Here is an 18,263-nt window from a genome sequence, read left to right as displayed (position 1 = left end):
CGATGGCCACCAAGGCGAAGAAAGCGCTGGTCGACGTCGACAAGCTCACCAAGGCGCAAGCCAAGGTCGAGCACATGCGGCTTTCGCTCGAGATCGAGGGACACAACGAGCGCTACTATCAGAAGGACGCGCCGACCGTATCGGACGCGGCCTACGACGCCCTGCGGCGCCGCTTGGAAGCGGTCGAGGCGAAGTTTCCCGACCTCGTCACCACGGACTCACCGACGCAAACTGTCGGTGCTGCGCCGGCCCGCGGCTTTGCCAAGGTGCAGCACGTCGTTCCGATGCTGTCGCTCGGCAACGCATTTAGCGACGAAGATGTCACCGAGTTCGTCGAGCGCATTAGGCGCTTTCTCAAGCTCGATGCCGATCACATTCCGGCGCTGGTCGCCGAGCCGAAGATCGACGGTCTGTCGCTCTCGCTGCGCTATGAAAACGGCGAGCTGGTCCGCGCAGCGACCCGTGGTGACGGCTTCACTGGCGAGGATGTCACTGCCAATGTCCGGACCATCAAGGACATTCCGCACAGCCTGAAGGGCCGCAATTTCCCGGCCGCCTGCGAGATGCGCGGCGAAGTCTACATGCTCAAGAAGGACTTCCTCGAGCTGAACAAGAAGCAGGCTGCGGCCGACGACACGATCTTTGCCAATCCGCGCAATTCGGCGGCGGGTTCGCTGCGCCAGAAGGATGTCTCGATCACCGCGTCACGGCCGCTGAAATTCTTCGCCTATACGTGGGGCGAGATGAGCGAGCCGCCTGCCGACACCCAGCACGGCATGCTGGAGTGGATGCACAAGGCAGGCTTCGTGGTCAATCCATTGATCACGCTCTGCCACAGCGTCGACGATGTCTTGAAATTCTACAACAAGATCGGCGAGGAGCGGGCATCGCTCGGCTACGACATCGACGGCGTCGTCTACAAGGTCGACCGCCTCGACTGGCAGGAGCGGCTCGGCTTCGTGTCGCGCAGCCCGCGCTGGGCCATCGCACACAAATTCGCCGCCGAACAGGCAACGACTGTTCTCAAGGGGATCGATATCCAGGTGGGGCGCACCGGCGCGATGACGCCGGTCGCGCGGCTGGAGCCGGTCACGGTCGGTGGCGTCGTGGTGTCGAATGCGACGCTGCATAACGAAGATTACATCAAAGGGATCGGCAACGACGGAAATCCGATCCGGGACGGCGTCGATCTGCGTATCGACGACACCGTCGTGGTGCAGCGCGCCGGCGACGTCATCCCGCAGGTCGTCGGCGTCGTTCTGGACAAGCGGCCGAAGAGTGCAAAGCCGTACAAGTTTCCCGACACCTGCCCGGTATGCGGCAGCCATGCGATCCGCGAGGAAGGCGAGGCGGTGCGTCGCTGCACCGGCGCGCTGATCTGTCCGGCGCAGGCGGTCGAGCGGCTGAAGCATTTCGTGTCGCGTCTCGCCTTCGATATCGATGGTCTCGGCGAGAAGCAGATCCAGGAATTCTACGAGGATGGGCTGGTGAAGTCGCCGGTCGACATCTTCACCCTTCGCGAGCGGGACGCGCGTTCGACCTCGAAATTGATGGAGCGCGAAGGCTACGGCGAGACCTCGGTGCGCAACCTGTTCGACGCGATCGACGCGCGCCGCAATATCGAGCTGCACCGCTTGATCTTTGCGCTCGGCATTCGCCATGTCGGCGAGGGCAACGCCAAGCTGCTGGCGCGGCACTACCACACGATCGAGAATTTCCGTGAGGCGATGCTGGCCGCAGCCAAGGGCAGCCAGGACGAAGAGAACACCACCGAAGCCTACCAGGACCTCAACGACATCGACGGCATCGGCGAGATCGTTGCGGACGCAGTGGTCGAGTTCTTTGCCGAGCCGCGCAACGTCAAGGCGCTCGGCGAATTGCTGCGCCAGATCGAGGTGAAGCCTGCCGAGCAGCCGCGCAAGAGCTCGCCGGTCTCGGACAAGACCGTGGTGTTCACCGGGTCGCTGACCAAATTCACCCGTGACGAAGCCAAGGCGATGGCCGAGCGTCTCGGCGCCAAGGTTGCCGGCTCGGTGTCGAAAAAGACCGACTACGTCGTCGCCGGCGAGGAAGCCGGGTCGAAGTTGACCAAGGCGCGCGAGCTCGGCGTTGCGGTGCTGACCGAAGACGAGTGGCTGAAGCTGATCGAGGAGTAAGGCGCGGCTCTGCCGCACTTGCCGCTGTCGCGGGGGGATGACGAGGGAGGGCGTGGCGCGATTGCGCCAGTCACATCATCCCCTGCTCATCTTCCTCGGCCTGCGCGATCAACTCCTCGCTCACCACCACGTTGCGCCGCGGCACCACGAAGATCATGGTGCAGGCGCAGGCGATCGAGATCGCAAAGAGCGCCGATGTCAACGGCAATGTGGTGGTCGAATGGCCGCCGAGATAGGCGCCGAATTGCGAGATCAGCGAGCCGATGCCCTGTTGCAGGAAGCCCATGGCGCCGGAGGCGGTGCCGGCGGCTTCGGGCCGGATGCTGATGGCGCCGGCGGCCGAATTGGCCATCACGAAGGCATTGGCGATCATCACGATCATCTGGGTGCCGAACAGCCAGAGCGGCGCCTGGTTTACCCCAGTGAAACTCCAGATCAGGTTCAACAGGCTGCCGCCGAGCTGCAGCGCGAGGCCGAACCAGATCAGCCTCTCCAATGAGTGCCGCGGCGCGAAGCGCACGCACAAGAGATTGCCGACGAAGTAGCCGAACCCGGTCATCGCGAACCATGCGCCATACTCGGCGCTGCTGCGGCCCATCTGGGTGACCACGATGTAGGGGCCGCCGCCGGCGAAGGCGAAGATGATCTGCGACGCCAGCACCTGGCACAGGAGATAGCCGACGAACGCGCGGCTTCGGATCAGCTTGCCGAGGTCGTTGCGGAAGCTCGAGCTGTCGGCGCGGTCGCGGCGGGTTTCGGGCAGTGCCAGCGCGATGAAGATGGTCACGGTCAGCGACGCCGCGGTGATGAGATAGAGGATCGCGCGCCAGCCGAAAGCGGTCTCCAGCAGACCGCCGGTCAGCGGGCTCACCATCTGCGCGATCATCAGCGCGGCGACCACGAGGCTGATCATGGCGCCGACCCGCTCGCGCGGATAGAGATCGCGGATGATGGCGCGACTGATCACCATGCCGCTGGCGCCGCCGAGCGCCTGGAAGAAGCGCGCCGCGATCAGTTGCGGCAGGGTTTCGGCGAACAGCGAGCCGATGCCGGCCACGACCATCAGGCCGAGGCCCGCGAGCAGCACCGGCCGGCGGCCGAACTTGTCGGACAGCGGCCCCATGATCAGCTGCGACAGCGCGATGCCGACCATGTAGAGCGACACGGTCATCTGCGCGATGGAAATGTCGCGGCCGAAATCGGTCGCCAGCACCGGCAGCGCCGGCACCAGCATATAGAGCGAGATCGGCGCGACGCCCGTCATCACGACGAGCATCAGCAGCATGACCTTCGAGGTCGCGATGTTGTTGTCTTTGATGTTGTCTTGCGCCGCGCCGCGCGGCTTGCCCATCACGCCGTGCATTCAGGTCCGTTTCCGCATTGTGGAACGACTGTAGCGTGGCCGTTCGCGCGGAATACGGGTGTTTCGGCATACGCCCATGCATTTCGGGTGACGCCGCGGCGATGTTTCGTCCCGCGCAACAAGCACACCGTCGTCCCCGCGAAGGCCGGGACCCATAACCACAGGCGTGCATTGCTGAAGCGCGCTGTGGCCCCAGCGTCATGCAACGGCAGATAGCTGTGGCTATGGGTCCCGGCCTTCGCCGGGACGACGTCGAACATGTGGATGCTCGCGTGCCAGCTACCTCAGCGGCGCCGTAGCCTCGTCGAGCCACAGCTTGGTGGCGTTGTCGTCGAGATGCGGGCGCACCGTGCGTGCGACGCGGGCATGGTAATCGTTGAGCCAGTTCAACTCGCCTTCGCTCAGCATGCTCACCTCGATCAGGCGGCGATCGATCGGCGCCAAGGTCAGCGTCTCGAAGGCGTTGACCGGCTTCTCGGCGCCGGCAATGTCGGTGCCGATCACGAGTTCGAGGTTCTCGATCCGGATGCCGTAGGCGTCGGTCTTGTAGTAGCCGGGCTCGTTGGACAGGATCATGCCGCGCTTCAGCGGCGTGGTGCCGAGCTTGGAGATTCGCGCCGGCCCTTCATGGACGCTGAGATAGCTGCCGACGCCGTGGCCGGTGCCGTGCTCGAAATCGATCCCGGCCTGCCAGAGATATTGCCGCGCGAAGCTGTCCAGCTGCGCGCCGGTGGTGCCGTCGGGGAAGATCGCGCGAGCGATCGCGATATGGCCGCGCAGCACGCGGGTGAAGCGATCGCGCATCTCTGCGGTCGGGCTGCCGATCGCGATGGTGCGGGTGACGTCGGTGGTGCCGTCCTGATATTGCGCGCCGGAATCGATCAGCAGGAGATCGCCGGGCACGATGCGGCGGTTGGTCTTGCGCGTCACGCGATAATGCACGATGGCGCCGTTCGGCCCGGTGCCGGCGATGGTCGGGAACGAGACGTCCTTCAGCGCGCCGGTCTGGCGGCGGAACGTCTCCAAGGCCTCGACGGTGTCGATCTCGGTGAGGTGGCCTGCGGGCGCCTCGCGGTCGATCCAGGCAAGGAAGCGCGTCAGCGCCACGGCGTCGCGCTGGTGCGCGGTGCGGGTGCCTTCGATCTCGGTGAGGTTCTTGACCGCCTTGAGCAGGCTGACCGGATCGTTGCCGCGCACCGGCTTGCCGCCGGCGCCCGCGATCAGGCGGCTCAGGGCGTCCGCCGCGGTCGCGCCGTCGAGCGCGATCGAGGCGCCGCGCTTGGCAAGCTCGCTGAGCTTCGCGGTCAGCGCCGCCGGTTCCTCGACATCGGCGGATTGCTCGAGATGGTCGCGCGCAGAGTTGGACAGCTTGCGGTGATCGATGAACACCAGCGGCCGGCCTTCCTTCGGCACCAGCGCGTAGGACAGCGGCAGCGGCGTATGGGAGACGTCGGCGCCACGGATGTTGAAGGTCCAGGCCACCGCGTGGCTGTCGGAGAGCACCAGCGCATCGACGCCGAGCTTGTTGATCTCGAGCCGGATGCGCTTCAGCTTCTCGGCCTCGATCTCGCCGGAGAATTGCGCGCCGTGGATCGAAACCGGGCCGAGCGGCGGTGCCGGCCGCTCGTGCCAGATCGTATCGACCGGGTTGCCGTCGACGGCGACCAGCTCGGCACCGGCCTTGGTGCAGGCCGCCGTCAGCCGTTCAACTGCCGCAGAAGTGTGCAGCCACGGGTCAAATCCTAGGCGGTCGCCGGCCGATAGATGCCTCGTCAGCCAGTGCTCCGGCGGCGGCTCGACCAGCGGCTCGACCTGCCAGGCCTTGGCGTCGACTTGCTTGCCGGCCTGCAGCGTGTAGCGGCCGTCGACGAACAGGGCGGCTTCCTTGGCCAGCACGATCGCGAGCCCGGCCGATCCGGTGAAGCCGGTCAGCCAGGCGAGCCGTTCCTCCGACGCTGCGACGTACTCGTTCTGCTGCTGGTCGGCGCGTGGAACCACGAATCCGGTCAGCTTGTGCCGCGCCAGTTCCTCACGCAGCGCGCTTAGCCGTGCGGCCAGCGCAACGCCGCCTTCGGGTTCTTCGAAAGTCTGGAAATGGGCTTCGAACATCGCCTTTGCACTCTCTCCGGATGCAGCATGATCTTCGCGCCGACGCGCTGGGGCATGACCACATTTTCAGCATTACTTATGCTTGAATCATGGCATAGTGGAAGTGACCGGACGATGTCCACCGTCGCCGGTCAAGCGTACGGGGAGTGTCCAGGAGTGTCTCAACTCAACGGTGAGGAGATGCACGATGCCTGCATTCACGTTTGAGAAGATTTCGCCGCCGGTCCGCCGCGGCCCGATCGCACCGATCGAGCAGAAGCAACGTGGCGTCATCGTCCAGATGCTCGACCGTTTTGTCGAGGCGCGTGCGCGGCGCGCGGCCGCTCGGGACAAGGTCGGGACGACCAGCCGCGATTCAGTCACGCCGAAGTAGCCAGCCTGCAGAACGCGTTTATTGATCGAGGTCCGAGGCCTTGGCCACGGTCGCGTTGACCACCTTGGTGCCATCGAGCTCGCGCACGATCCGCTCATCGGGGCCGACGATACCGAGATCGAATTCGCACTCCGGCGTCAGCAGCGTCATGCGCTGGCCGACGATGACGACGACGGTCATGTCGAGCGTCTCGCCTGAGACCGCCCATTCTCTCAACTCGCTCCGAAACGGCTCCCTGCGCCAGGCGTCCGGGAATCCCGGATCGCACCGGACCTCGAGACCGTCTTCGGAGGTGGTGAGCACAAGTTTCGATCTCGAGGGCTTCCAGTGCTCCTCCAGCAGTTCGTTGACCAGCCAGACGCAACTGAACGAGCGGCATTCCACCGGCCGGTCCGGATAGATCCGGCAGCCGCGCCCCGGCTCGCAATGCGGACACCATGCGCTGGCCGGCTTCGCCAGCTCTTCGATCGCCATCACCTTGCAGCAGAGCGTGCAGTCGCCGCACTGTCTGCCGGGGGCGGTCATTTGACCCTGCGTAACAGCAGGCTGCTCCAGCCCTCGATCTTCAGATGCCGCAGCGGCACCAGCCCGCGGGCGCGGTAGGCGGCGATCACCGCCGGCGCCTGGTGGGTCAGCAGGCCCGATAGAATGACCTGCGCCGACGACGCGAGGTGCTGCGCCATCGGTCCCGCCAGCTGGCGCAGCGGGTTGGCGAGGATGTTGGCGAGCACCAGATCGAACGGCCCGTCCGCGGCAAAGCGCGGTGCGGCAAAGCCGGTGGCACGGATCACGTCCACCAGATGCCCTGCGCCGTTCAGCCAGGCGTTCTCCTCGGCGACCTTGACCGACGGCGGGTCGATGTCGCTCGCCAGCACCTTGCCGTGCAGCGCCTTGGCGGCGGCAATCCCGAGCACGCCGGTGCCGGTGCCGAGATCGAGCACCCGGCGCGGCTGATAGGCCTTCAGCACGTGGTCGAGCAGCAGCAGGCAGCCGCGCGTGGTGCCGTGATGACCGGTGCCGAAGGCCAGCGCCGCCTCGATCTCGATCCCGAGCTTGTTGGGGGGGATCCTGTGCCGGTCATGCTGACCGTGGACGACAAAACGGCCGGCCGCGACCGGGACCAGGTCCTCCAAGCTGGCCTTGACCCAGTCCTTTGCCTCGATGGTGTCAAAGACCAAAGTCGATGCGATGTCCGGCCGCACGACCTGGCCGACCAACTCGCGCAGCAAGGCCTGGTCGGGCGGTTCAGCAAAATGGACCGTGACGTCCCAGCGGCCATCCGGCCGCTCGAAGGCCGCAAATGCCGCCTGATCCTCGAAGAAGAGCTCGGAAAGCGCATCGACGACGCGCTTTGCGGTCGTCTCGTCTGACAGGGTGACGCTGGCGCGGTGTGTGGATGGGGTCATTGCAGGCCGTTAGCGCGATTTTTGCTAAAAGTTCAACCGGATTTCAATCGAGTTTCGCGAGAACTGATAGGGTCCCGATTCAAACAACCTTAGGTACCGCAGTATCCCTCGTCCCAGGGCATCACAACCAAGCGCAGGGCTGCAATGAGGGCTATTCTTGTTAGGCATTTGGACGACGACTCCGGCGCAACCGCCATCGAATACGGGCTGATCGCGACCGGCATCGCCCTCGCCATCATCGCTGCGGTGAATGGCATCGGCACGAATTTGAGCGGAACGTCCAGCACGATCGCAGGTTCGCTCGAGTAATTCGCAGGCGGCGTTCTCAAGCAAGCACCGGGCAGTGACGCCCGGTGTTTTTCTTTAACAGGTTGTCCACCGGGTTTTGCGCAGCTTATCGACAAGTCATCAAGCGCGTCGTCCCGCGGTTATCGGCCTCTGTTCCACAGGCTGTCCACCGGGATGTCCACCGGCTTTGCCGCCATGGGACACCAGATCTGACCACGGTCGATCCACAGCTTCTCGACAGATATGTCCACAGTCTGACGGCGCGGTCCGCGTCAGGCGAACAGCGCGCGATGGTCGGCCAGGATGGCCCGCGCGGCGTTGTGGCCGGGCGCGCCGGTGACCCCGCCGCCCGGATGGGCGCCGGAACCGCAATGGTAGAGGCCGCGGAGCGGCCCGCGGTAGTCGGCATGGCCGAGCATGGGCCGCGCCGAGAACAACTGGTTCAGCGTCAGCGCGCCGTGAAAGATGTCGCCGCCGAGAAGGCCGAACTGCCGTTCGAGATCGAGCGGCGACAGGATCTGGCGGCCGATCACGGAGCCCGCGAAGCCGGGCGCGTAGCGGTCGACGGTTGCGATCATCAGATCGGCGGCCTCGTCTCGATGGTCGTCCCATGATTTGCCGCCGGGCAGTTGCGGCGCGACGTGCTGGCAGAACAGGCTCGCGACATGCTGGCCCGGCGGGCTCAGGCTGTCGTCGAGCGTCGATGGGATCAGCAGCTCGACGACCGGCGCGCGGCTCCAGCCGAATTCGCGCGCATCGCGCCAGGCGCGATCCATGTAGCCGAGGCTGGGCGCGATGATGATCCCCGCGGTGAGGTGATCGCCGGGGCCTGGGAGCGCGGTGAACGAGGGCAGGGCGCTCAGCGCCACGTTCATCCTGAACGTGCCGGACCCGTTCTGCCATCGCGAGATGCGGGTGCGGAATTCGCCCGCCAATGCGCCCTCCGGCACCAGGCGCGTGTAGAGCAGTTTCGGGTTGACGTTGGAGACGACATATTTGGCGCGAACCGTCTCGCCGCTGTCGAGGATAACGCCCGTGGCGCGATCATTTTCGACGATCACCTCGCGGACGGGGGCATCGGTTTCGATCTCGACGCCGTGGCTGCGCGCGGCACGTGCCATCGCCTGGGTGATCGCGCCCATGCCGCCGATCGCGTGGCCCCAGACCCCCTTCTTGCCGTTCACCTCGCCGAACGCATGATGCAGCATCACATAGGCCGAGCCGGCGGCGTAGGGGCTCGCATAGTTGCCGACAATGGCATCGAAGCCGAACAGCGCCTTGACGAGGTCGTTATCGAAACGCTCGTCGAGCATCTCGCCGGCCGAGCGCGTGAACAGGTCGAGCAGATTGCGCTGCTGCTCCAGCGACAGCCGCCGCAGGATGTTGGCGGTGCCGAGCGCGTTGAAGACTTCGCTGATTGCGCCGATGCCAAAGCCCTCGACGAGGTTCGGCGGCGCGCGCAGCACGAACTGCCGCAGCACGTCGGCGATGGCTTCGAGTTCCCCCGAGAACGCGCCGATGGCGGCGGCATCGTGCGGACTCAGTTTCGCGACCGACTGCTGGGTGCGGCCTTCGCCGGTCAGCAGATGGCTGCCGTCGGGCGCGGGGAGGAAGTTCTGCGCGCGGCGCTCGACGATCCGCAAACCGTGATCGGCAAGTTTCAGGTCGGAAATGATTTGCGGGTTGAGCAGGCTCACCGTGTAGGCGGCGACCGAATTGCGGAAGCCCGGGCAAAACTCTTCGGTGACGGCGGCGCCGCCGACCACCTTGCGGCGCTCGACGACCTTCACCCGCAGCCCTGCCATCGCGAGATAGGCCGCGCAGGTGAGGCCGTTATGCCCCGCACCGATGATGACGACGTCTGTTTTGTTCATGTCCGCTTCAACAAGCAGTGATTAGAGCATGATCCGCAAAAGCGGAAACCGGATTATCGAAACGATAGCGCCCTCAAACCCGAAAGATCCAATGTGCTGTGGCGCTGCAGCGCCGCGTCGTCAAGTCCACGTGACCGCGGTTTCTTGTCCGTGATACTGCCTTATGCTCAATTCAAATCCCCGGTGCGGTGGCGCCGGGCCGTCCGCCTCCGGCGCCCGCCGGGTCCATGCCGGAGCCTTCATGACGTCTGAGCCGTCCGCCTCGCGAAACCGGCTGGTGCTGGTTGTCTACACCGCCGCGATCTTCGTCAGCGCGCTATTGCTGTTCTCGGTGCAGCCGCTGTTCACCAAGATGGTGCTGCCGCGGCTCGGCGGCTCGCCGGCGGTGTGGTCGGTGGCGATGGTGTTCTTCCAGTCGCTGCTGCTCGCAGGCTACGCCTATGCGCATCTGTTGATGAAGCTGAAGCGCCGTGTCGTGCCGATCGCGGTGCATCTGGTGCTGCTCGTCGTCGCGCTGCTGACCTTGCCGCTCTCGATCAGGAGCGGCTGGGGCGAGCCGCCGACCTCGGGCTATGCGGTGTGGCTGCTCGGCCTGTTCGCGGTCTCGATCGGCCTGCCGTTCTTCGCGCTTGCCGCCAACAATCCACTGCTGCAGGCCTGGTTCGTGCGCACCGGCCACCCCAGCGGGCCCGACCCGTACTTCCTCTATGCGTCCTCGAACATCGGCAGCTTCCTGGCGCTGTTGTCCTATCCGGTGCTGCTCGAGCCGATGTTCACGTTGCGCACCCAGAACCTGATCTGGACCGGCGGCTATGGCCTGCTGATTCTTTTGATCGCAGGTTGCGGCGTGCTGTTGTTGCGGTCGCCGGCCAATGCAGGCGTGCTCAACATGCAGGTTGATGACGCCGATGCGCCGGCACCGTCCTGGGGCCTGCGGGCGCGCTGGATCTTCCTTGCCGCGGTGCCATCGGGCCTCCTGATCGCAGTGACGGCGCATATCTCGACCGACGTCGCGGCGGCGCCATTGCTCTGGGTGTTGCCGCTGTCGTTATATCTTTTGACCTGGGTGCTGGTGTTCCAGTCGCGGCCGCTGCTGCCGCACAAATGGATGCTGTTGGCACAGCCGCTGGCGATCGCCGGCGTCGTGATCCTGCTCGCGGTCGGTGGCGAGCAGAATCTGCTGCTGACGCTCGGCGGCCATCAGCTCTGCTTCTTCATCATCGCGATGGCCTGTCATGGCGAGCTCGCGCGCACCCGTCCCGCCGCGAAATACCTCACCGGCTTCTACGTCGCGCTGTCGTTCGGCGGCATGGTCGGCGGCCTGTTCGCGGGGCTGATCGCGCCGTTCACCTTCTCATGGATCGCTGAATATCCGATCCTGCTGGCGCTGGCGGCGCTGTGCCGTCCGCCCGGGGGCGCGGAGCGGCTGCCGCGCTGGAGCGCCTGGTACTGGCCGTTCCTCGCGGTGCTGGCGGTCGCGCTGATCGCGCCGAGCTATTCGGCCGGCGACATCTTCAACTGGTTCGACGACCACCGGGTGTGGGTGATCGGCGCGGTCGGCGTGCTCTCGGCGCTGCTCGCGCTTGCGCTGAACGCAAATCGCCGGAAGATATTCGCAACCGTCGTGGTCGCGCTGGTGGTGCTGCGCGCCTATCCGTCCGACGACGGCCGCGTCGAGACCGTGCGCAGCTTCTTCGGCGTGCACAAGATCGTGGTGACGCCGAACGGGCAGTATCACGTGCTGATGCACGGCACCACGATCCACGGCGCCGAGAAGTTCAAGAACGACGACGGCACGCCGGTGACCGGGCGGCCCGAACCGATCAGCTACTACCACAAGGACGGCGGCATCGGGCGGGCGATCACGGCGATCCGCGAGCGCAAGGGTGCGCCGCTGAAAGTCGCGGTAATCGGGCTCGGCTCGGGCACGCTGACCTGCGCCTCGCAGCCGGGCGAGGACTGGAAATTCTTCGAGATCGACCAGTCGATGGTCGATACCGCGCGCGACCCGAAATACTTCACCTACATCCAGAATTGCGAGCCGAACCTGAAGCCGGTGATCGGCGACGCGCGGCTGACCTTCGCCAAGGAGCCGGACGGCGTCTACGATCTCATCATCGTCGACGCCTATTCGTCGGACGCGATCCCGATCCATCTCGCGACAGAAGAGGCGATGGCGATCTACAAGGAGAAGCTGGCGCCGCAGGGCGCGGTCGTGATGCACGTCTCGAACCGCCATCTCGAATTGGCCAGTGTCGTGGTCGGCATCGCCGATGCCAACGACATGAAGAGCTGGGTCTACAGCGAGGATTCCGGCCGCGACAACGAGTACATCTTCTCGACCTCGGTCGTGGTCTCGGCGCGCGATGAAGCGGACGTCGGCAGGCTCGCCTCGTCAGATGTCTGGACCGAGACCGATGCCAACGAGAAGCAGCGGGTCTGGACCGACGACTATTCGAACGTGCTGGGCGCAGTCTACCGGCGCCTGCGCGACGGCGAGCAGTAGGCGCTAAAGCGCGATGAGATTGGGTCGAATCGTCATCGCGCTTTGGGCGCGCGATCTTCTCGATCGCCTGGGTTGCCGCCGCGGTTCTGTTCAGCCGGCACGCCGGCATCGCCGCGTTCCTGCTCGTGATCTACCCGGCATGGGACGCAACCGCCAATCTGGCTGATGCGCGGGTCAACGGCGGGTTGATCGCCAACCCATCTCAAGCGTTGAATGTCGCGGTCAGTGCAATCACGGCGCTCGCCGTGATTGCGGCGATCGGCCGCGACACCTATGCCGTTCTGGCGGTGTTCGGGGTTTGGGCGATCCTCGCGGGTGTGCTGCAACTCGCCACCGGCGTCAGGCGCTGGCGTCAGGTTGGCGCGCAATGGGCGATGATCCTGAGCGGCGCGCAGTCGGCGCTTGCCGGCGGCTACATGATCAGCCGATCGATCGGCACCGTAGCGCCGACGATTCTCGACGTCGCTCCCTATGCGGGCTTCGGGGCGTTCTATTTCCTGCTTTCGGCGATCTGGCTCGTTGCCAGGGCGCAACGCAGCGCGCGTGCGTAGGCGTTGCCCGGCATCACCGGCGAGCGCACGTCGACGTCAGCGCGATCGCTATTTTCTTTCCGGTGCCGTCGCCGCGGAGGCGGGCGTCGAAGCGGCGAGCAGCGGCATCGTCGGCGTGGTCTCGCCGGCATCCTCGTCGAGGAATTGCTCGACGCCGGCCTGGATCGACGACTTTGCGCTGTCGGGGCCGCGGTCGCTGAGGTCGTTGTGGTGGAATTGGGTCCGGACCACCTTGATGCCGAGCCTGGCGCAGGTCTCGTCGTCAGGTACGACGCCCGGATCGGCCTTGAACACCGGATCCCTGGAACGGAACGACAGGATCTTGATCTTGCTGTCGGTGATGAAGGGAACGCGCAGATTGTCCAGCGTCACGACCTTCTTGACCAGGTCGGGATGCTGCTTGGCGAAGAACATCGAGATGTCGCCGCCGTTCGAGTGACCGATCAGCGTCAGCGCGCGATAGTTTGCGTTCGGATACAGCTTCTTCAGCTCGTCGATCGCATACATGATGTTGAAGACGCCGCGATTATATTGCATGCGACGGCCGACATATTCCTCGCCGACCTTGGTCACCATCGGGGCGTCGGAGTCGAGGTCGTGCTGAATGCTGACCACGAGGTAGCCGCGCGAGGCGAACACGTTGGTGAGGAACGAGTACTCGGTGTTCTTGACGGTGTTGCCGTGGCTGAGGATCGCGACCGGCAGCTCGATCATCTCGGCCATGGCCTGCATCTGCCGGTCGCGACGGACCGCGACTTCGACCGTGACGTTGCGGTCGTCGCGCAGCACGTCGTGGAACGTCAGCGTCGCGTGACGGATCGCCCATCTGTCCGTCGTGAAATAGCCGGCCATCGCCACGATGCACAGGCAAAGGACAACGAAGCCCCGTTTCATTTCCGACCTCTGATACTGCCTTCGTGACGCGCGCCTCTCGCTCTGATTTCAGCGGGCATTCCGCGTGAATCGGCCTTCCGAGGCCAGGCGGGCGACGATTGCCGCCGAATATCGGGCTAATCTTACAATCAGATGACGGCGCGACGACGGGCCACGGGGCACGGCCGCACGGGCCTTTCCAGGCCTTCACAAGCGGGTGAGGGGGCCTCGGGAACCGACGGCGCAGGGTGACGGCGCCACCGACGGATCAGGGGCCGGTCTCAGTCCTGATAGCTGTTGCCGTAGAAATCGCGCTGCCGCGGATAGTTCGGCCGCGGCTGATAGTAGACCTGTGGCGCCGGCGCGTAGCCCTGGTTGCCGTAGTATTGCTGCTGGCCATAGGCCTGCGCGCCGTAGGCACGGCGCGCCGACGGCGGCGCCGGGTAGCGCTGGGCGGTCGAGCTGCCGTCGGCCGGATAGATGTAACCGTCGTCGACGCGAGCCTGCGCCGGATATTCGCGCGGCTGCGGGGTCAGGACGACGGGGTCGCCGGCGGCGGCAGTGCCATACTGCTCGTCTTGCTGCGGCGCGCGGCGGGCGACCGCGGTGCCGTTGCGCCCGCGCGGATTGCGCGCCAGCGCGACCTGGGACGAGCCGGTCAGCGTCACCGTGGTGTTGAGCACACCTTCTTTCTGGACCAGCGCGTAGAGCGTCGAGGCGTTGTCGCGCGACAGCCGCACGCAGCCGTGCGAGGCCGGCGTGCCGAGACGGCTCACTGAATCGGTGCCGTGAATCGCGTGGCCGATCTTGGTGAAGAAGATCGAGTGCGGCATCGGCGCGTCGTCGAATTCCTTGGAGTAGTGATCCTCTTCCATCCGGAAGGCGCGGAAGGTGCCGTTCGGCGTTTCGCGCGAGGGTATGCCGCTTGAGACCGGCCAGTGATAGCGCGCGACGCCATCGACCGCGACGGTCATCTGCTGGTTGTCCTTGTCAATGGTGATATCGACCTTGGCCTGCGCGGCGCCGGCGGTGACCAGCATTACGGACGTAAACGCAATGAGGAACGAACGCATTTTATTACCTTGGCCTCCAGGCCTGTCGCAGCAGCGGCTCTCCGTCCCCGGCAACCAATATGCACGGAATCCGAACTTGGTTCCAGTCGCGGACTTCGCGCATCGTTAATCCCGCGCGCGGCGCAAACAAGGCCGAAGCCGGGCGGGCCCGTCACGACGTGCTGACTTTTTCGCGAGCAGGGTGCGACGACAGCCCCGATGAACCGCCGAACGCAACCATTTGGCCGCATGGGCGTTTCACAATCCCGCCCCGACGACGCATTCGCGTCGCACTTTAAGGAACCCAGATGAACAACAGCAAAGTTAAGACCGCGGCCGTCCACCCAGCGGGCCTCTCCGCGCGGCTCCTGCTTGCAGCCGCTGGCCTCGCTTTGACGCTGGCCGCTGTCCCCCATGCGGGCCATGCCCAGGGCATCGTCCGCGGGGCCCACGAGGGCGCCTACGAGGGCAACCGGGTCGCCGGTCCGGTGGGCGGCGTGGTTGGCGGCGCCGTCGGCGCCGGCGTCGGTGGCGCCATGGGCGCGGTCAAGGGCGTGTTCGGCATCCCGGATCGCGGCTACCGCCGCGGCCATCGCTGCCGCGGCTATTACCGCCACGGCCATTTCCATTGCTATTGAGCTGGTGCGTAGCCCGGATGGAGCGCAAGCGAAATCCGGGGCCTCTGGTGCCAAACCGCGAGGCTGTCCCGGATTGCGCTGCGCTTCATCCGGGCTACGGGTCTCAGTTCTTCAGCCGATATCCGGTCCTGAAGATCCAGGCCACGATCACCATGCAGGCGATCAGGAACGCTGCGGTCATGCCGAGGCTCAGCCCGACGCTGACATCGGCGATCTCGTAGAAACTCCAGCGGAAGCCGGAGATCAGATAGACCACCGGGTTGAACAGCGTGATGGTGCGCCAGCCCGACGGCAGCATGTTCACCGAGTAGAAGCTGCCGCCGAGGAAGGTCAGCGGCGTCACCACCAGCATCGGGATCATCTGCAGCTTCTCGAAGCCGTCGGCCCAGATGCCGATGATGAAGCCGAACAGGCTGAAGGTGACCGCGGTCAGCACCAGGAATGTCAGCATCCAGACCGGATGCTGGATATGCAGCGGTACGAACAGTCCGGCGGTCGCCAGGATGATCAGGCCGAGAATGATCGACTTGGTGGCGGCCGCGCCGACATAGCCGATCACGATCTCGAAATACGAGATCGGCGCCGACAGGATCTCGTAGATTGTGCCGGCGAATTTCGGGAAGTAGATGCCGAACGAGGCGTTGGAGATGCTCTGTGTCAGCACCGACAGCATCACGAGGCCGGGCACGATGAAGGTGCCGTAGCTGACGCCCTCGACCTCGGTGATGCGCGAGCCGATCGCAGCGCCGAACACCACGAAATACAGCGAGGTCGAGACCACGGGCGAGACGATGCTCTGCAGCAGCGTGCGCCAGGTGCGCGCCATTTCGAACAGATAGATCGCCCGGATCGCGCGATAGTTCATGGCGCCCTCACGATGCTGACGAAGATGTCTTCGAGGGAGCTCTGCCTGGTGTCGAGGTCGGAGATGCGGATGCCGGCGTTGCGGAGATCGTTGAGCAGGCTGGTGATCCCGGTGCGATCGCCCTTGGTGTCGTAGTCGTAGGTCACTGCGTGGCCGTCGTCGGACAGTTCGAGATTGTAGGCGGCGAGCGCCGGCGGAATGGCGTCGAGCTTGTTCTGCAATTGCAGCGTCAGCTCCTTCTTGCCGAGCTTCTGCATCAAGGTCGCCTTGTCCTCGATCAGGATGATCTCGCCCTTGTTGATGACGCCGATGCGGTCGGCCATCTCCTCGGCTTCCTCGATGTAGTGCGTGGTCAGGATGATGGTGACGCCGGACGCCTGCAGCGTGCGGACCACCTCCCACATGCCCTTGCGCAACTCGACGTCGACGCCTGCGGTCGGCTCGTCGAGGAACAGGATCTGCGGCTCGTGCGACAGCGCCTTCGCGATCATCACGCGGCGCTTCATGCCGCCGGACAGCGTGATGATCTTGTTGTCCTTCTTGTCCCACAGCGACAGGTCGCGCAGCACCTTCTCGATATGAGCGGGGTTCTTCGGCTTGCCGAACAGGCCGCGGCTGAAGCTGACGGTCGCCCATACCGATTCGAACGCGTCGGTGTGCAGTTCCTGTGGAACCAGCCCGATCATCGACCTTGCCGCGCGATAATCCCTGATGATGTCGTGGCCGCCGATCCTGATCGTGCCCTGGCTCGGATTGGCGATGCCGCAGATGATGCTGATCAGCGTGGTCTTGCCGGCGCCGTTCGGCCCGAGCAGCGCGAAGATCTCGCCGCGGTTGATATCGAGATTGATGCCCTTCAGCGCCTTGAAGCCGGAGCCGTAGGTCTTCGAGAGATTGGAAACGGAGATGATCGGCGACATGAAAGCGTCGGAGGCGTGAGGGAGGGATGGCCGACGCGGATCGGGGCCGGCGGGGCGGAGTGAGGGTCAAGCGCAGATAGGGACGTATAATCCGTTCTGCAATCACCCGGCCGGACAGAAAATTCGTGCTGTGGTGTGGCGGAAAAGTCGCCTCAACGCTTCTTCATTGATTTCGGCGGCTTCTTGGCCGCCGCCGCCGGGGCTGGGTGCGCGGCGGGCTCGTCAGCGACCTTCGCGACCAGCATGATCTGCACCTGGTTGTTGACTGGCGCATTGATGCGGGTGGGATCGAGCAACTGCTCTTCGCCAAGCCCGACCGATTGCAGGCGCTTGGGCGCGATCTTGAAGGTGTTGACCAGAATGTCGCGGATCGCGTCGGCCCGCCGCTGGCTCAGGATCACGTTGTTCTCGCGCCGGCCGGTCGATTCGATGTGACCGACGATCAGGAAGGTGTACGGCAATAGCGAGGCGTGCGTCAGCGCATCGGCGATACGCCCGACGGTCTGATAGGAATTCGGCAGCACGATCGGCGTGTCGACGTCGAACTGGATGTCGGCATTGAATGCCGGCAGGTTGTTCAGGTCGGGGGCGATCGGTGGCCGCTTCGACGGCGGCGGCTCGTTCTTCGAACGCGAGCGTGATCGTTCGAGCACCTGCTGGCGCAGCGCGGGAACGTCGATCTCGGCAGCCGTCTCGAAATGATCCAGCTTGGCGATGACGTCATCGCGCGTGATCGCGGTCTGCGCATGCGCGAGCGGCATCGCCAGCAAGACCAGCGTGCCGAGCAGGCCGAGATCGCGCAGGCCTCGGCGCATCACTGATACCCCGCGTCATTGATCGCCTGGGCGCAATTGCGGCTGAGGCCCTTGGCGGCGACCAGGCAGGGCACCGATTTGCTGGTCTCCTTGGTCGAGCCGCCGCACACCTTGACGATCTCGCGGGTGCAGGCATTGGCAACCGTCACGCGCGCCGCGATCCGCTTCTGGATCGCATCGAGGGTGGAGAAGTAGCTCTCCTTGCAGGTCGGCGAGATCACGTCGCGGTTGCGCGACAGGCATTCCTTAAGGCGGTTGGAGTCGAGGTTGACGCCGCGGCAGTTGGCGGTGATGTCTGCGCCGCAGGCCTTGGCGAGTGCGGCTGCCGAATCGCCAAAGCTGAGCGTCTCCGCGACCGCCAGCGACGGCGCAGTGAGCGCGACGACAAAAAGGAAAAACCCACCCCGGACCATGGGGCCATCTCAACCCGTGAATTCAACTGGGGTCAAGGGCTACGAACAGAGAAGGCCGTTC

Annotated in this window: 17 protein-coding genes; 6 read left to right on the top strand and 11 right to left on the bottom strand. The window is 65.1% G+C overall.

All coding sequences use genetic code 11. The features are described 5' to 3' along the window. Positions 1-2 precede the first annotated feature (2 nt). Entirely contained in the window at positions 3-2,156 is a 2,154-nt protein-coding gene (gene ligA, locus JQ507_24530) for an NAD-dependent DNA ligase LigA (GenBank protein QRI68087.1), read from the top strand. Positions 2,157-2,226: 70 nt separating this feature from the next. On the opposite strand, the gene JQ507_24525 is transcribed toward ligA, so the two are convergent. Both JQ507_24525 and JQ507_24520 read right to left on the bottom strand, forming a co-directional pair. After that, positions 2,227-3,519 (bottom strand): multidrug effflux MFS transporter, encoded by a 1,293-nt coding sequence (locus tag JQ507_24525; protein QRI68086.1) that lies wholly within the window; start codon positions 3,517-3,519, stop codon positions 2,227-2,229. A 279-nt stretch (positions 3,520-3,798) separates the two neighbouring features. Next, positions 3,799-5,628 carry an aminopeptidase P family protein gene (locus tag JQ507_24520; protein QRI68085.1) on the bottom strand — a complete coding sequence of 610 codons (1,830 nt, stop codon included), beginning with the start codon at positions 5,626-5,628 and terminating at the stop codon, positions 3,799-3,801. A gap of 187 nt (positions 5,629-5,815) precedes the next feature. On the opposite strand from JQ507_24520, the gene JQ507_24515 reads away from it, so the two are divergent. Then, entirely contained in the window at positions 5,816-6,001 is a 186-nt protein-coding gene (locus JQ507_24515) for a hypothetical protein (GenBank protein ID QRI68084.1), read from the top strand. A gap of 18 nt (positions 6,002-6,019) precedes the next feature. Here JQ507_24515 and JQ507_24510 read toward each other — a convergent pair whose 3' ends face one another. Together JQ507_24510 and JQ507_24505 are read right to left on the bottom strand one after the other, a co-directional pair. Next, entirely contained in the window at positions 6,020-6,526 is a 507-nt protein-coding gene (locus JQ507_24510; protein ID QRI68083.1) for a hypothetical protein, read from the bottom strand. Next, a complete protein-coding gene (locus JQ507_24505) occupies positions 6,523-7,407 on the bottom strand; it encodes a 50S ribosomal protein L11 methyltransferase (GenBank protein ID QRI68082.1) in 885 nt (294 codons plus the stop codon). The genes JQ507_24510 and JQ507_24505 overlap by 4 nt, the downstream gene beginning before the upstream one ends. Before the next feature lie 144 nt (positions 7,408-7,551). On the opposite strand from JQ507_24505, the gene JQ507_24500 reads away from it, so the two are divergent. Continuing rightward, a complete protein-coding gene (locus tag JQ507_24500; protein QRI68081.1) occupies positions 7,552-7,716 on the top strand; it encodes a Flp family type IVb pilin in 165 nt (54 codons plus the stop codon). A gap of 251 nt (positions 7,717-7,967) precedes the next feature. Here the strand turns inward: JQ507_24500 and JQ507_24495 are convergent, their stop codons facing one another. Then, positions 7,968-9,569, bottom strand: a complete 1,602-nt coding sequence (locus JQ507_24495; GenBank protein ID QRI68080.1) for an NAD(P)/FAD-dependent oxidoreductase — start codon at positions 9,567-9,569, stop codon at positions 7,968-7,970. Positions 9,570-9,810: 241 nt separating this feature from the next. On the opposite strand from JQ507_24495, the gene JQ507_24490 reads away from it, so the two are divergent. Continuing rightward, complete coding sequence (locus tag JQ507_24490; protein ID QRI68079.1) at positions 9,811-12,075, top strand: fused MFS/spermidine synthase; 2,265 nt, start codon at positions 9,811-9,813, stop codon at positions 12,073-12,075. A 53-nt stretch (positions 12,076-12,128) separates the two neighbouring features. Beyond that, positions 12,129-12,626: a DUF308 domain-containing protein gene (locus JQ507_24485; GenBank protein QRI73496.1), complete on the top strand. Its 498-nt coding sequence runs from the start codon at positions 12,129-12,131 to the stop codon at positions 12,624-12,626. 48 nt (positions 12,627-12,674) lie between these two features. On the opposite strand, the gene JQ507_24480 is transcribed toward JQ507_24485, so the two are convergent. Further along, entirely contained in the window at positions 12,675-13,478 is an 804-nt protein-coding gene (locus JQ507_24480) for an alpha/beta hydrolase (protein ID QRI73495.1), read from the bottom strand. A gap of 302 nt (positions 13,479-13,780) precedes the next feature. Then, complete coding sequence (locus JQ507_24475; protein ID QRI68078.1) at positions 13,781-14,572, bottom strand: L,D-transpeptidase; 792 nt, start codon at positions 14,570-14,572, stop codon at positions 13,781-13,783. Positions 14,573-14,859: 287 nt separating this feature from the next. On the opposite strand from JQ507_24475, the gene JQ507_24470 reads away from it, so the two are divergent. Beyond that, positions 14,860-15,189, top strand: coding sequence for a hypothetical protein (locus tag JQ507_24470; protein QRI68077.1), 330 nt, complete (start codon positions 14,860-14,862; stop codon positions 15,187-15,189). A gap of 103 nt (positions 15,190-15,292) precedes the next feature. Here the strand turns inward: JQ507_24470 and JQ507_24465 are convergent, their stop codons facing one another. The 4 genes from JQ507_24465 to JQ507_24450 form a co-directional block, all read right to left on the bottom strand. Then, the gene (locus tag JQ507_24465; protein ID QRI68076.1) at positions 15,293-16,054 is read right to left on the bottom strand and encodes an ABC transporter permease; all 762 of its coding nucleotides are present in this window, start codon (positions 16,052-16,054) and stop codon (positions 15,293-15,295) included. Next, the gene (locus JQ507_24460; protein ID QRI68075.1) at positions 16,051-16,974 is read right to left on the bottom strand and encodes an ABC transporter ATP-binding protein; all 924 of its coding nucleotides are present in this window, start codon (positions 16,972-16,974) and stop codon (positions 16,051-16,053) included. The genes JQ507_24465 and JQ507_24460 overlap by 4 nt, the downstream gene beginning before the upstream one ends. 152 nt (positions 16,975-17,126) lie before the next feature. Further along, positions 17,127-17,789, bottom strand: coding sequence for an OmpA family protein (locus tag JQ507_24455; protein ID QRI68074.1), 663 nt, complete (start codon positions 17,787-17,789; stop codon positions 17,127-17,129). Further along, positions 17,789-18,202, bottom strand: coding sequence for a hypothetical protein (locus JQ507_24450; protein QRI68073.1), 414 nt, complete (start codon positions 18,200-18,202; stop codon positions 17,789-17,791). The genes JQ507_24455 and JQ507_24450 overlap by 1 nt, the downstream gene beginning before the upstream one ends. Between the last annotated feature and the right edge of the window lie 61 nt (positions 18,203-18,263).

The organism is Bradyrhizobium sp. PSBB068 (assembly GCA_016839165.1).
Classification (GTDB): domain Bacteria; phylum Pseudomonadota; class Alphaproteobacteria; order Rhizobiales; family Xanthobacteraceae; genus Bradyrhizobium.
The sequence above is the reverse complement of the archived record's forward strand: the minus strand, read 5'-3'. Positions and strand labels throughout refer to the sequence as shown.

Excerpts from the sequence above, each read along its gene's own strand:
- JQ507_24455 (QRI68074.1), bottom strand. The coding sequence starts at position 17,789 with ATGCGCCGAGGCCTGCGCGATCTCGGCCTGCTCGGCACGCTGGTCTTG.
- JQ507_24450 (QRI68073.1), bottom strand. The coding sequence starts at position 18,202 with ATGGTCCGGGGTGGGTTTTTCCTTTTTGTCGTCGCGCTCACTGCGCCG.
- JQ507_24505 (QRI68082.1), bottom strand. The coding sequence starts at position 7,407 with ATGACCCCATCCACACACCGCGCCAGCGTCACCCTGTCAGACGAGACG.
- ligA (QRI68087.1), top strand. The coding sequence starts at position 3 with ATGGCCACCAAGGCGAAGAAAGCGCTGGTCGACGTCGACAAGCTCACC.
- JQ507_24460 (QRI68075.1), bottom strand. The coding sequence starts at position 16,974 with ATGTCGCCGATCATCTCCGTTTCCAATCTCTCGAAGACCTACGGCTCC.
- JQ507_24500 (QRI68081.1), top strand. The coding sequence starts at position 7,552 with ATGAGGGCTATTCTTGTTAGGCATTTGGACGACGACTCCGGCGCAACC.
- JQ507_24475 (QRI68078.1), bottom strand. The coding sequence starts at position 14,572 with ATGCGTTCGTTCCTCATTGCGTTTACGTCCGTAATGCTGGTCACCGCC.
- JQ507_24510 (QRI68083.1), bottom strand. The coding sequence starts at position 6,526 with ATGACCGCCCCCGGCAGACAGTGCGGCGACTGCACGCTCTGCTGCAAG.
- JQ507_24495 (QRI68080.1), bottom strand. The coding sequence starts at position 9,569 with ATGAACAAAACAGACGTCGTCATCATCGGTGCGGGGCATAACGGCCTC.
- JQ507_24515 (QRI68084.1), top strand. The coding sequence starts at position 5,816 with ATGCCTGCATTCACGTTTGAGAAGATTTCGCCGCCGGTCCGCCGCGGC.
- JQ507_24470 (QRI68077.1), top strand. The coding sequence starts at position 14,860 with ATGAACAACAGCAAAGTTAAGACCGCGGCCGTCCACCCAGCGGGCCTC.
- JQ507_24520 (QRI68085.1), bottom strand. The coding sequence starts at position 5,628 with ATGTTCGAAGCCCATTTCCAGACTTTCGAAGAACCCGAAGGCGGCGTT.
- JQ507_24525 (QRI68086.1), bottom strand. The coding sequence starts at position 3,519 with ATGCACGGCGTGATGGGCAAGCCGCGCGGCGCGGCGCAAGACAACATC.
- JQ507_24480 (QRI73495.1), bottom strand. The coding sequence starts at position 13,478 with ATGGCCGGCTATTTCACGACGGACAGATGGGCGATCCGTCACGCGACG.
- JQ507_24490 (QRI68079.1), top strand. The coding sequence starts at position 9,811 with ATGACGTCTGAGCCGTCCGCCTCGCGAAACCGGCTGGTGCTGGTTGTC.
- JQ507_24465 (QRI68076.1), bottom strand. The coding sequence starts at position 16,054 with ATGAACTATCGCGCGATCCGGGCGATCTATCTGTTCGAAATGGCGCGC.